Origin of the sequence: Streptomyces sp. Ag109_G2-15 (assembly GCF_900215565.1) — a bacterium.
Lineage (GTDB): Bacteria > Actinomycetota > Actinomycetes > Streptomycetales > Streptomycetaceae > Streptomyces > Streptomyces diastatochromogenes.
Window position 1 is genome coordinate 5,182,825 of the sequence record NZ_OCNI01000001.1, and the last position, 12,660, is coordinate 5,195,484.

At 70.6% G+C, this 12,660-nt stretch carries 13 protein-coding genes; 6 read left to right on the top strand and 7 right to left on the bottom strand.

The window, feature by feature from the left end; translation table 11 throughout:
- Positions 1-33 precede the first annotated feature (33 nt).
- From macS to CRP49_RS23265, 3 genes are all read left to right on the top strand, one after another.
- A complete protein-coding gene (macS, locus tag CRP49_RS23255) occupies positions 34-1,260 on the top strand; it encodes a MacS family sensor histidine kinase (protein WP_097255138.1) in 1,227 nt (408 codons plus the stop codon).
- On the top strand, positions 1,257-1,934 hold the full coding sequence (locus CRP49_RS23260; protein ID WP_097255139.1) for a response regulator transcription factor: 678 nt from the start codon (positions 1,257-1,259) through the stop codon (positions 1,932-1,934). Before macS ends, CRP49_RS23260 begins: the two co-directional genes overlap by 4 nt.
- Positions 1,935-2,057: 123 nt before the next feature.
- Complete coding sequence (locus tag CRP49_RS23265; RefSeq protein ID WP_097255140.1) at positions 2,058-3,086, top strand: 6-phosphofructokinase; 1,029 nt, start codon at positions 2,058-2,060, stop codon at positions 3,084-3,086.
- A gap of 16 nt (positions 3,087-3,102) precedes the next feature.
- On the opposite strand, the gene CRP49_RS23270 is transcribed toward CRP49_RS23265, so the two are convergent.
- Entirely contained in the window at positions 3,103-4,989 is a 1,887-nt protein-coding gene (locus tag CRP49_RS23270; RefSeq protein ID WP_097255141.1) for an anthranilate synthase family protein, read from the bottom strand.
- Between the two features lie 89 nt (positions 4,990-5,078).
- The gene (locus CRP49_RS49155) at positions 5,079-5,135 is read right to left on the bottom strand and encodes a trp operon leader peptide (RefSeq protein WP_189312748.1); all 57 of its coding nucleotides are present in this window, start codon (positions 5,133-5,135) and stop codon (positions 5,079-5,081) included.
- Positions 5,136-5,240: 105 nt separating this feature from the next.
- Here CRP49_RS49155 and CRP49_RS23280 point away from each other — a divergent pair, with 105 nt between their 5' ends.
- Both CRP49_RS23280 and CRP49_RS23285 read left to right on the top strand, forming a co-directional pair.
- Positions 5,241-6,593, top strand: a complete 1,353-nt coding sequence (locus tag CRP49_RS23280) for a class II 3-deoxy-7-phosphoheptulonate synthase (RefSeq protein WP_094220167.1) — start codon at positions 5,241-5,243, stop codon at positions 6,591-6,593.
- A gap of 155 nt (positions 6,594-6,748) precedes the next feature.
- Positions 6,749-6,991, top strand: coding sequence for a bacterioferritin-associated ferredoxin (locus CRP49_RS23285; protein ID WP_179851729.1), 243 nt, complete (start codon positions 6,749-6,751; stop codon positions 6,989-6,991).
- 7 nt (positions 6,992-6,998) lie between these two features.
- On the opposite strand, the gene bfr is transcribed toward CRP49_RS23285, so the two are convergent.
- Entirely contained in the window at positions 6,999-7,478 is a 480-nt protein-coding gene (bfr, locus tag CRP49_RS23290; protein WP_097255143.1) for a bacterioferritin, read from the bottom strand.
- A 175-nt stretch (positions 7,479-7,653) separates the two neighbouring features.
- Between bfr and CRP49_RS23295 the strand changes: the two genes are divergently transcribed.
- Entirely contained in the window at positions 7,654-8,286 is a 633-nt protein-coding gene (locus CRP49_RS23295) for a sulfite oxidase-like oxidoreductase (RefSeq protein ID WP_097255144.1), read from the top strand.
- Between the two features lie 18 nt (positions 8,287-8,304).
- Here CRP49_RS23295 and CRP49_RS23300 read toward each other — a convergent pair whose 3' ends face one another.
- The 4 genes from CRP49_RS23300 to CRP49_RS23315 form a co-directional block, all read right to left on the bottom strand.
- A complete protein-coding gene (locus CRP49_RS23300) occupies positions 8,305-8,835 on the bottom strand; it encodes a DUF4396 domain-containing protein (protein ID WP_097257499.1) in 531 nt (176 codons plus the stop codon).
- A gap of 75 nt (positions 8,836-8,910) precedes the next feature.
- Positions 8,911-9,789 (bottom strand): deoxyribonuclease IV, encoded by an 879-nt coding sequence (locus CRP49_RS23305; RefSeq protein WP_097255145.1) that lies wholly within the window; start codon positions 9,787-9,789, stop codon positions 8,911-8,913.
- Between the two features lie 56 nt (positions 9,790-9,845).
- The gene (gene pknB, locus CRP49_RS23310; RefSeq protein ID WP_179851730.1) at positions 9,846-11,771 is read right to left on the bottom strand and encodes a Stk1 family PASTA domain-containing Ser/Thr kinase; all 1,926 of its coding nucleotides are present in this window, start codon (positions 11,769-11,771) and stop codon (positions 9,846-9,848) included.
- Positions 11,772-11,864: 93 nt separating this feature from the next.
- Complete coding sequence (locus CRP49_RS23315) at positions 11,865-12,659, bottom strand: thiazole synthase (RefSeq protein WP_094220173.1); 795 nt, start codon at positions 12,657-12,659, stop codon at positions 11,865-11,867.
- Position 12,660: the final 1 nt, after the last annotated feature.

A 12,660-nucleotide genomic window follows, 5' to 3' on the forward strand; every position in this document is an offset into this window, starting at 1 on the left:
GGAGGCTGGGGGAAGTCGGGGGATCGGGGGGTCATGCCGAAGCGCGAGCGGGTCATGCGGATGTCGGTCGAGCTGCCGTTGTGGCGTGCGCTCGCCGGCTACCGCGTGCTGACGATGCTGTACGCCATCGGCCTCTGCGCCACGGCGTACGACCATTTCGTACGCCCCTGGGTCGCCGTCGCCTACTACGCGGTCCTGGTCAGCTGGACCCTGGCCACCCTGCCCAAGGTGGCCAACGCGGCGAGCTGCACCAAGCGCTTCCTGGCCGCCGACCTGACCATCGCCCTCACCGGCATCATGCTCACCCCGCTCGCCGACAGCCACGAGCGGATCGCGGGCGGCGGCCCGACGCTGCCGTCGATATGGACCGCAGGCTCCGTGCTGGCCTTCGCCATCAAGGGCGGCTGGCGCTGGGCCGCCGTGGCTTCCACGGCCGTCGCCGTCGTCAACCTGGTCGAGCGCGGCACCCCGGCCCGGGACACCGTGCACAACGTGATCCTGGTCTGGGTCGCCTCCATCGCCATCGGCTACGTCGTCGAGGTCGCCCGCGCCTCCGAGCGCACCCTCGCCCGCGCCCTGGAGATCGAGGCCGCGACCCGGGAGCGGGAGCGCCTCGCCCGGGACATCCACGACAGCGTGCTCCAGGTGCTGGCGATGGTGCAGCGGCGCGGCGCGGTCATCGGCGGCGAGGCGGCCGAACTCGGGCGCCTCGCGGGGGAGCAGGAGGTGGCGCTGCGCACGCTGGTCTCCGGCGGGCTGCTGCCGGTCTCCCGGGTGTCGGAGGACGCGGCCGCCGGAGCCGTCGTCCGCGCGGTCGAGGAACCGGACGACGAACGGTACGACGACGGCCCCGTCGACCTGCGCACCCTGCTCGCCCCCTACGCCGGCGCCCGGGTCAGCCTCGCCGAGCCCGGCGCCCCGGTGCCGCTGCCGCGGGCGGCGGCGCGGGAGCTGGCCTCGGCGGTCGGGGCCGCTCTGGACAATGTGCGCCGGCACGCCGGTGCGGACGCCCGGGCCTGGATCCTGGTCGAGGACGAGCCCGACGAGATCGTCGTCACCGTACGGGACGACGGCCCCGGCATCCCCGAGGGCCGGCTCGCCCAGGCCGAGGGCGAGGGCCGGCTGGGCGTGGCCCAGTCGATCCGGGGCCGGCTGCGCGACCTCGGCGGCAGCGCCGAGCTGCTCTCCGTCCCCGGGCAGGGCACGGAGGTCGAACTGAAGGTACCGAAGGTCTCACGGCACAAGGCGGGGAAGCGATGAGCGAGCGGCAGGACCGGATCAAGGTCATGGTGGTCGACGACCACCCCATGTGGCGCGACGCGGTAGCCCGGGACCTGAGCGAGTCCGGCTTCGAGGTGGTCGCCACCGCCGGCGACGGCGAGCAGGCGGTCCGCCGCGCCAAGGCCGCCGCCCCCGACGTCCTCGTGCTGGACCTCAACCTGCCCGCCAAGCCCGGCGTCCAGGTGTGCAAGGAACTCGTCGGCCACAACCCCGCCCTGCGCGTCCTCGTCCTGTCCGCGAGCGGTGAGCACGCCGACGTGCTGGAGGCCGTGAAGTCCGGCGCGACCGGCTACCTGCTCAAGTCGGCCTCCACCGAGGAACTCCTGGACGCGGTGCGCCGTACCGCCGTCGGCGACCCGGTGTTCACACCGGGCCTCGCCGGACTGGTCCTCGGCGAGTACCGGCGCCTCGCCTCCGAGCCCGCACCGGCCCCCGACGCCGACGAGCCTGGGGCGCCCCGGCTGACCGAGCGGGAGACGGAGGTGCTGCGGCTGGTCGCCAAGGGCCTGAGCTACAAGCAGATCGCCGAACGCCTCGTCATCTCCCACCGCACGGTCCAGAACCACGTCCAGAACACCCTCGGCAAGCTCCAGCTGCACAACAGGGTGGAGTTGGTGCGGTACGCCATAGAGCGCGGGCTCGACGACGAGTGAAACCGCCTGGTCAAGCAGCCTCCTGACAATTCACCGGAATCACCCTTCCCGCCTCTCCCTGTGTGACGTGAATCACCCTTACCGTGACTGAGCGTCAGGCAACTGCGGCGAAGGGACATTTCCATGCGGGTCGGAGTACTGACCGGAGGCGGCGACTGCCCCGGGCTCAACGCCGTCATCCGGGGCGTCGTCCGCAAGGGCGTACAGGAGTACGGATACGACTTCGTCGGCTTCCGGGACGGCTGGCGCGGACCTCTCGAAGGCGACACCGTCCGCCTCGACATCCCCGCGGTGCGCGGCATCCTGCCCCGCGGCGGCACTATTCTCGGCTCCTCGCGGACCAACCCCCTCAAGCAGGAGAACGGCATCCGCCGTATCAAGGAGAACCTGGCCAAGCTGGAGGTCGGGGCCCTCATCGCGATCGGCGGCGAGGACACGCTCGGGGTGGCCGCGCGCCTCACCGACGAGTACGGCGTCCCCGTCGTCGGCGTGCCCAAGACCATCGACAACGACCTGTCCGCCACCGACTACACCTTCGGTTTCGACACCGCGGTCGGCATCGCCACCGAGGCCATCGACCGCCTGCACACCACCGCCGAGTCCCATATGCGGGTCCTCGTCTGCGAGGTGATGGGCCGCCACGCCGGCTGGATCGCCCTCCACTCCGGCCTGGCCGGCGGCGCCAACGTCATCCTCATCCCGGAACAGCGCTTCGACCTCGACCAGGTGTGCGCCTGGATCACCTCCCGCTTCAAGGCCTCGTACGCCCCGATCGTCGTCGTCGCCGAGGGCGCCATGCCGAAGGACGGCGACATGGTCCTCAAGGACGAGTCGCTGGACTCCTTCGGGCACGTGCGCCTCTCCGGCGTCGGCGAGTGGCTGGCCAAGGAGATCGAGAAGCGCACCGGCAAGGAGGCCCGCACCACGGTCCTCGGGCACATCCAGCGCGGCGGCACCCCGAGCGCCTTCGACCGCTGGCTCGCCACCCGCTTCGGTCTGCACGCCATCGACTGCGTCCGCGAGGGCGACTTCGGCAAGATGGTCGCCCTGCGCGGCACCGACATCGTCCGCGTCCCGATCGCCGAGGCCACCGCCAAGCTGAAGACGGTGGACCCGAAGCTGTACGAGGAGGTCGGGGTGTTCTTCGGCTGACGGCAGCCCTTGACGGCTACGACGGCTGCACGGTCGTGCGGCGCAGCTGGGCAACCAGCTCCCGCACGATCGCCGCCCCGTCCAGCGTCAGCACCGACTCCGGGTGGAACTGCACCCCGCCGAACCCGGGGCCCCGGATCGCGTGCACCTCGCCGTTCGCGGCCCGGCTCACCTCGACCTCGTGCGCGGCCAGTTCGCGCGCCGCCTCGTCGTCGCAGCGCGCCACGAAGCTGTTGTAGAAGCCGACGGTCTCGCTCCGCCCGAACAGGTCGATCTCCGTCTGCGCACCCTGGTACGGCACTTCCTTCCGTACGATCTCCAGGCCCAGCTCCGCCGCGATCAGCTCGTGCCCGAGGCAGACCCCGAGGACACCGTGCCGGTGCTCCCGGATCACCTCGGCGGTCAGGGCCCGCAGGACGCGCATCTTGGGATCGTCCAGGTCGCCGGGGTCACCCGGGCCGGGACCGAGGACGACCGGCCCCTCGTGCGCGAGCACGGCCTCCCGCAGCCCGGGCTCGTCGAACCGCCGGACGGTGACGTCCAGCCCGCTCGACCGCAGCACATGCGCGAGCATCGCCGTGAAGGTGTCCTCACCGTCGACGACCAGGGCGTGCCCCTGAAGGGACTGGGACCGCTCCTGCATCCGCAGCCAGAACGGCGCCAGTGAGGAGCGGCGCCCGTCCAGCGCGGCCCGCACCCGGGGATCGTCGGCCAGCCTGGGCCGCTCCCGCTCCGCGCGCGGCCGGGACGGCCGTACCCCCAGGGCCGCCAGCACGCCCGCCGCCTTCGCGTGCGTCTCCGCCACCTCGCCCGCCGGGTCCGAGCCGCGCACCAGCGTCGCGCCGACCGGGACGCGCAGCCGGCCGTCCGCATCGATGTCGGCGGTGCGGATCAGGATGGGGGAGTCCAGCGTCTGGGCACCCACAGATCCTTCCCGCCCGCCACCCGCGTACCGGCCGAGCAGCGCCAGCGCACCCGCGTAGTAACCGCGCCCCCCGACCTCGTGCCGCTCGATCACCCGGCACGCGTTCTGCACCGGCGACCCGGTGACCGTCGCCGCGAACATGGTCTCCTTCAGGACCTCCCGCGCGTCCAGGGAGGACTTGCCGCGCAGCTCGTACTCGGTGTGCGCGAGGTGCGCCATCTCCTTCAGACGCGGGCCGACGACCACCCCGCCCATGTCGCCGACGGTGCACATCATCTTCAGTTCCTCGTCGACGACCATGGACAGCTCCTCGATCTCCTTGCCGTCGGCGAGGAAGTCCAGCAGATGTTCCGGCGTCGGCCCCTCGGCCGGATAGCGGTACGTCCCGCTGATCGGGTTCATGACGACGGTCCCGCCCGACATCCGCACATGCACCTCGGGACTGGCTCCGACCAGCGTGCGTTCCCCGGTGTGCACGACGAACGTCCAGTACGCGCCCCGCTCGCCCTCCAGCAGCCGCCGGAACAGCGCCAGCGCGTCGGCCCGCCCGAACCCCGGGATCTGACCCTCGTACGTCCTTCGGATCACGAAGTTCGCGCCCTCGCCCCGGCCGATCTCCTCGCGCAGCACCCGCCCGACGATCTCGCCGTACGCCTCGTCGCCGACGTCGAAGCCCCCGCCCTCGACCCGTACCTCGTGGCCCGGCAGCGACCGGAGGGCGTCGGCGAGCGGGATCTCGTACGACTCCTCGGGCGTCAGCACCAGCAGCGGCGTGCCGTCGTCGCGGACGTCGAAGCCGCGCTCGCGGATCTGCCGGAACGGCACCAGCGCGAGCCCCTCGTCGGGCAGGTCGGCGAGGCGGTCACGGGAGGAGACGGGGCCGATCAGCACCTCCACCGTGTGCTCGTCGCGACCCGGGGTGCGACGGCGGAGCAGGGCGAAGGGACGGGGGTCGTGCAAGAGGTTCTGGAGATCCATGGGTGATCCTTCTCGATGGAGAGGAACGACCCCGGAAACACCGAAGGCCGCCCCTCGGGCGGCCTTCGCGAAGTCTTGCGTACGCGCAGTCAGTGGGCCGCCGGATGAGCGGTCCACCACCAGTTCTGGTTCGAAAGCGCGAACATGCGAGGAACCCTACCGCACGGCCGTGCCGTCCATGTGGCAGTCACTCCGTCTCACCAGTCGAGCCGGAGGAAAATATGGCGACACGACCCCGTAATGTTTACGAGGTGACCGTGAACGCTAAGACCAGCCCGAGCGCTGGCAACACCTGGCGAAACCTGCCCGCGGCGCAGCAGCCCGAGTACCCCGACCCCGAGGCTCTGCGCGCAGTGATCGCGGACCTCGAGTCGTATCCGCCGCTCGTCTTCGCGGGCGAGTGCGACCAGCTGCGCGCCCGGATGGCGGCCGTCGCCAAGGGAGAGGCGTTCCTTCTCCAGGGCGGCGACTGCGCCGAGGCCTTCGACGCGGTGTCCGCCGATCACATCCGCAACAAGCTCAAGACGCTGCTCCAGATGGGCGCCGTCCTGACCTACGCGGCCTCGGTGCCCGTGGTGAAGGTGGGCCGCATCGCCGGCCAGTACTCCAAGCCGCGCTCCAAGGGCACCGAGACCCGCGACGGCGTGACCCTGCCGACGTACCGCGGTGACTCGGTCAACGGCTTCGACTTCAACGAGGCCGCCCGCGTCCCGGACCCCGAGCGCCTGAAGCGGATGTACAACGCGTCCGCCTCGACGCTGAACCTGGTGCGCGCCTTCACCACCGGCGGCTACGCCGACCTGCGCCAGGTGCACGCCTGGAACCAGGACTTCGTGAAGTCGTCCCCGTCCGGTCAGCGCTACGAGCAGCTCGCCCGCGAGATCGACAACGCGCTGAACTTCATGCGGGCCTGTGGCACGGACCCGGAGGAGTTCAAGACCGTCGAGTTCTACTCCTCGCACGAGGCGCTGCTGCTCGACTACGAGTCGGCGCTGACCCGCGTGGACTCGCGCACCGGCCGGCTGTACGACGTCTCCGCGCACATGGTGTGGATCGGTGAGCGCACCCGGCAGCTGGACCACGCGCACATCGAGTTCGCCTCGAAGATCCGCAACCCGATCGGCATCAAGCTCGGCCCGACCACCACGGCCGAGGAGGCGCTGCAGTACATCGAGCGCCTCGACCCCGACCGGGAGCCGGGCCGGCTGACCTTCATCGTCCGTATGGGCGCCGACAAGGTCCGCGACAAGCTGCCCGAGCTGGTCGAGAAGGTCACCGCCTCGGGCGCGACCGTGGCCTGGGTGACCGACCCGATGCACGGCAACACCTTCGAGGCGGCCTCCGGGCACAAGACCCGGCGCTTCGACGACGTGCTCGACGAGGTCAAGGGCTTCTTCGAGGTCCACAAGGCCCTCGGCACCCACCCGGGCGGCATCCACGTCGAGCTGACCGGCGACGACGTCACCGAGTGCGTGGGCGGCGGCGACGAGATCTTCGTCGACGACCTCCACCAGCGCTACGAGACGGCCTGCGACCCCCGCCTGAACCGCAGCCAGTCCCTGGACCTGGCGTTCCTGGTCGCCGAGATGTACCGGGACCAGTGATCGCGAAAGACCGGTAGGTGCGTTGGGGCGCGGATCACACCCGATCCGCGCCCCTTGGCACTTTTGCGGGTTCGACATGGCGGGTAAGGTTAGGTAAGCCTCACCGATCAAGCGGGACGGCACTACCTATCAATCCCGTCGGGAGGTGAATCCGCGTGTACGTCTGCAGCTGCTTCGGCATCACCGAGGCCCAGGTCAAGCAGCACGCGGAGGACGGCGCCTGCACCCCCCGGCAGATAGCCTCCGCCTGCAAGGCGGGCACGGACTGCGGCTCGTGCGTACGGCGTATCCAGGCGATCCTCGGCCGCGGCGCCTGCCCGCGCCGTGAGCTGGCCGACCAGGGCAAGCCGATGCTGGCGGAGCTGTCCGGCCCTGTCGGCCTGGACGAGGCGGCCTAGCTCTCGGCTAGCTCTCCGGCTGTTCGATCACCTGGGCGATGTACAGCGCCTCGCCGAGCTTCTCCACCAGCTCCAGCTGGGTGTCGAGGTAGTCGATGTGGTGCTCCTCGTCGGCGAGGATGTCCTCGAAGATGTTCGCCGACGTGATGTCGCCCTTCTCGCGCATCACCTTGATGCCCCGCTTGAGCCGGTCGATCGCCTCCACCTCGATCTGCCGGTCGGCCTCGAACATCTCCTTGACGGTCTGGCCCACCCGCACATGGAACAGCCGCTGGTAGTTGGGCAGCCCCTCCAGGAACAGGATCCGGTCGGTCAGCACCTCGGCGTGCTTCATCTCGTCGAACGACTCGTGCCGCGTGTACTTGGCGAGCTTCGTCCAGCCGAAGTTCTCCTGCATCTTCGCGTGCAGGAAGTACTGGTTGATCGCGGTCAGCTCGCCGGTGAGCTGCTCGTTGAGGAACTCGATGACCTCGGGGTCGCCCTGCATCGCAGCGGCTCCTTCCACACGGGGGACGGGTGAGGTGTGCGGCCGCATGATTGCACCGTGAGTGAAGATCGTCCAGTAAGTGCGTACTTAGTAAGTACACGCTGAGTTGATAGCAGTTGTCCGATTTGCTCATGGGTGGTCAAGGGCACTGCCCGAGGTCTGTCAGGATGGAGACATGGGTCATCCGGTGGAGCGCGAATCTGGAGCAACGGCAGGGTCCGAGCTTCCGCCGGGGCAGCGACTCCAGCGTGGCTGGCCGGTCACGCACTACGGGCCGGTGCCGAAGTTCCGGCCCGAGCGCTGGGAGTTCCGGGTCTTCGGGTCCACCGCCGACGGCGACAAGCGCACCTGGAACCATGAGGAGTTCACGGCCCTGCCGTACACCACCGTGGTCGCCGATCTGCACTGCGTGACGAAGTTCAGCATGGTCGGCGCGGAGTGGGGCGGTGTCCCGGCCCGCGCGATCCTGGACCTCGCCCCGCCGGCGCCGGACGTCACCCATGTGATGGTCTGGGCGGAGTACGGATTCAGCTCGAACCTGCGCCTGGCGGACTTCGCCTCCGACCGCACGATCTTCGCCACCCACAAGGACGGCGAACTCCTCACCGCCGAGCACGGCTTCCCGGTCCGCCTGATCGTCCCCCACCTGTACGCCTGGAAGGGCCCCAAGTGGGTGCGGGGTGTGGAGTACATGACCGCCGACCGCCGCGGCTTCTGGGAGGAGCGCGGCTACCACAACATCGGCGACCCCTGGAAGGAGCAGCGCTACTCCTACCAGGAAGGGCCCGGGGACGGCCCCGAGCTCTGACCTCTCCTGGTGGGCCGGTCAGTGGTGGTACTGGTGCACCACCGCGTGGCCCTTGCCGCGGCCGATCGTCCACTTGTTGACCGGCGTGGTCACCACGAAGGCGATCACGAGCGAGATCACCAGCGAGACCCAGAACAGCGCGTCGCCCAGCGTGGCGTCCATCGCGGACGGCCAGACCAGGATCACCCCGTTGTCGATCAGCTCCATCACCACGATGGACAGGGTGTCCGCGGCCAGCGCCACCCGCAGGGCCGTACGGAAGTCGACCCCGGCGTGCAGGACGCCGCGCAGGGTGAGCGAGTAGCCGAAGAAGAAGGCCAGGACGATCGCCAGCAGCATGGTCGGCAGGTTGCCCCACCCGAACGCCGTGCCGACGACCATGCCCAGCACCTCGCCGATGGCGCAGCCGGTGAGGCAGTGCAGGGTGGCCCGGGCGGCCACGGACCAGGTGGCGGCGGGTGCGTGATGGTGCGCGTGTGCCTCGTGCTCGTGCTCGTGGTGTGCGTGTGCCTCGTGCTCGTGGTGTGCTGCGTGCGCCTCGTGCTGCATGACGACCCCCATGTCAGGTAACGGTTCCTGCGCCCAGCAGGAACCGTATACCCCCCAGGGGTATTCCCCAAGGGGTTATCCGTCGCGCAGTTTCTTCAGCCGCTCCACGTCCGCCGCGTGTCCTTCCTTGCCGCCGGGCGTCTCGATGATCAGCGGTACGCCCTCGGTCGCCGGGTGGGTCATCAGCGCCCGGAACGGGTCCTCGCCGATGTGGCCGGAGCCGATGTTCTCGTGGCGGTCTTTGTGCGCGCCGACCACGTCCTTGGAGTCGTTGGCGTGGATCAGCTTCAGCCGCCCCTCGCCGACGGTGTCGACCAGCAGGTCCAGGGTCTGGTGCATGCCGTTCGGCCCGGTCAGGTCGTGCCCGGCGGCGAAGATGTGGCAGGTGTCCAGGCACACGCCCAGCTTCGGATGGGCGTCCAGCGCCTCGAAGTACGGCCCGAAGTCCCAGGTGCGCGAGCACAGCGAGGCGCCCTGCCCTGCGGTCGACTCCAACAGGAGGCACGGATCGTCGTCGTGGGTCAGCTCGTCCAGCAGCGGCAGCAGGTGCTCGCGCACCTGCCGCAGTGCCACGGCCCGCTCCCGCCCGCCGGTCGCGCTGCCGGTGTGCACGACCACGCCGAGCGCACCGATCTCCCGCCCGCGCCGCAGCGAGTGCCTGAGCGACTCCACCGACTTCTCGACGGTCGCCTCGGTGTGCGAGCCGAAGTTGATCAGGTAGGGGGCGTGCACATACGCCGGGATCGACTCCTCGGCGCAGGCCGCGCGGAACGCCTCGTCCTGCCGGGGGTTCCCGGCCGGTGTGGCCCACCCGCGCGGGTTGGCGACGAAGACCTGCACGGTCTCCGCCTTGAGGTCATGGGCGTACGACAGACCCACGGAGTGCAGGCCGCCGGCCACGGGGACGTGGCCGCCCACGGGGTTGCGGGGGAGGGAGGGCTGATCAGGACTCACCCGTTCAGGGTGTCATGCCCGCCCGGCCCCCGGACCACGGTCCCCGGTGACCCCCGTCACCGGATGGTGATCGTGATCGTCGACCCCTTGGGCGCCTTCTTGCCGCCCTCCACCGACTGCTTCGTCACGGTGTCGCCGAACAGCCCGAGCAGCCCGCGGTCCTTCTCCACCTGGAAGCCGTAGGCCTCCAGCCGCTTCGTCGCGTCGTCCACGCTGGAGCCCACCACGTCCGGGACCTCGATCATCTCCGGGCCCTTGGACAGGGTCAGCGTCACCGTGTCGCCCTGGGCGGCCTGGCTGCCGTCACCCGGGCTCTGCGCGGCGACCTTGCCCTTGTCGTACTCGGAGTTGATCTGCTCGGCGGCGATCTTCACCTTCAGCCCGGCGTCCGTCAGTTCCTGGCGGGCCACGTCCAGGTCCTTGCCGGTGACGTCCGGTACGTCGATCCGGCTGCCCTTGCTGACGGTCAGCGCGATCGCCGAACCGGCATGCCGCTTGGTGCCTGCCTGTGGTGTCGTGGCGATCACGGACCCCATGGGGACGTCGTCGCTGAACTCCCGGGTGACCATGCCCGGCTCGAGACCGTCCGCCTTCAGCCGGGCCTGAGCCTTGGCGAGCGGCTGTCCCTCCAGATCCGGCACGTTCACCGTCTCCGGGCCGAGCGAGATGGTCAGCGTCACCGAGTCGTTGTCCCGGATGCGGGCGCCGGGCGCCGGGTCGGTGCTGATGATCGTGCCGCGCTTGACGGTGTCGTTGTAGGCCCGCTTGACCTTTCCGACGTTGAGCCCGGCCGTGTCGAGCCGCTCCCTCGCCTGAGCCTCCGTCTTCGACAGCAGCGGCGGGACCTTCGTGAACTGGCCGGAGTTGATGTACCAGACCCCGGCGCCCACGCCGAACACGACCAGCACGGCGGCGACGACCGTGAGCACCAGGCGCCTCGTCCGACGGGGCGGCACGGGCGGTGCATGGAGCCGACTGGTGTGCTGGACGCCCGCGGCGGGGTCCTCGTCCTCGTTGACGGGCAGCGGCCGGGGCACGGTCAGCGAGCGCGGGATCACGCTCGTACGGTCCGCAGAGATGTCGCGGTGCTCGTGCTCCGCGGACAGCGCCTGCGGCGGCAACGCGTCCAGCTGCTCGGCGCTGAGACCGGCCCGCGCCCGCAGCACCTGGCCGAGCAGCGCCGCCGCGTCCTGCGGCCGGATGTCCGGGGTGCGGGCGGTGGCGGAGGCGACCAGCTCGTCCAGCTCGTACGGCAGCCCCGGCACCAGCGCCGAGGGCGGGGGCACGTCCTCGTGGATGTGCTTGTAGAGCACCTGCGCGGGGGAGTCCCCGGAGTGCGGCTTGCCGCCGGTCAGCATCTCGTAGAGGACGACACCGCACGCGTACACGTCGACGCGGGGGTCGGCGGTGCCCTGTTCTATCTGCTCGGGCGCGAGGTACGACACGGTCCCGAGCACCGCACCCGTCGTGCTGGTCACGGTGTCCACGGACCGTACGAGCCCGAAGTCGGCGACCTTGACCCGGCCGTCGTCCCCTATCAACACGTTTTCGGGCTTCATGTCCCGGTGCACGAACCCGGCCCGGTGGGCGGCGCCGAGCGCGGCCAGCACCGGCTCCAGGATGTCCAGCGCGGCCCGCGGCTGCAGCGCGCCCCGCTCGCGCAGCACGTCCCGCAGGGTGCACCCGGCGATGTACTCCATCGCCAGGTACACGTACGACCCGTCGGTCCCCTGGTCGAAGACCTGCACCACGTTGGGGTGGGCGAGCCGGGCGACCGACTTGGCCTCCCGGATGAACCGCTCCACGAACGACCCGTCGGCCGCCAGGGTCGGGTGCATCACCTTGAGCGCGAGCACACGGTCGAGGCGGGTGTCCAGGGCCCGGTAGACCGTGGCCATCCCACCGACCGCGATCCGCGCATCGACGCGATACCGTCCGTCGAGCACCTGCCCGACGAGGGGGTCCTGAAGGGTCGTATCCACGCAGGCGAGTGTACGAGGGGTGACCGACAGTCCCGCCCGCTCGGCCGTTCCGGGGACGGACTGCAGCAGAGCTGTGACCCTGGTGGCACGCGGCTAGAAGGCAGGGCGTTCCGGATCCAGGTGCGCGCGGCCCTCCGCCGGGGAGGAGGCCTCGGCGAAGTGCCTGCGCGGGATCCGCCCGGCCAGCCGGGCCAGCCGCCCCGCCTCCACCGCGTGCTTCATGGCGGCGGCCATCGTCTCGGGCTCCTGGGCCCGCGTGACGGCCGAGGCGAGCATCACGCCCGCACACCCCAGCTCCATCGCCAGGGCCACGTCCGACGCCGTGCCGGCCCCCGCGTCCAGGATCACCGGCACGCGCGCGTGCTCCACGATCAGCTGGAAGTTGTGCGGGTTGCGGATCCCGAGTCCGGAGCCGATCGGCGAGCCCAGCGGCATCACCGCCGCACAGCCCACGTCCTCCAGCTTCCGCGCGAGCACGGGGTCGTCGTTGGTGTACGGCAGCACCGTGAAGCCGTCGTCGACCAGCGTCTCCGCCGCGTCCAGCAGCTCCACCGGGTCCGGCAGCAGCGTCCGCTCGTCGGCGATGACCTCCAGCTTGATCAGGTCGGTGCCCAGCGCCTCCCGGGCCAGCCGGGCGGTCAGCACGGCCTCCCCGGCGGTGAAACAGCCCGCCGTGTTCGGCAGCACCCGGATGCCCAGCTTCTCCAGCACCGACAGCACCGAGCCGTGCACCGCGGGATCGACCCGCCGCATGGCCACCGTGGTCAGCTCGGTACCGGAGGCGACCAGGGCCCGCTCCAGCACCTCCAGGCTCGGCGCGCCGCCCGTACCCATGATCAGCCGGGAGCCGAGGGGCACACCACCGAGGACGAAGGGATCGTCGGCCATG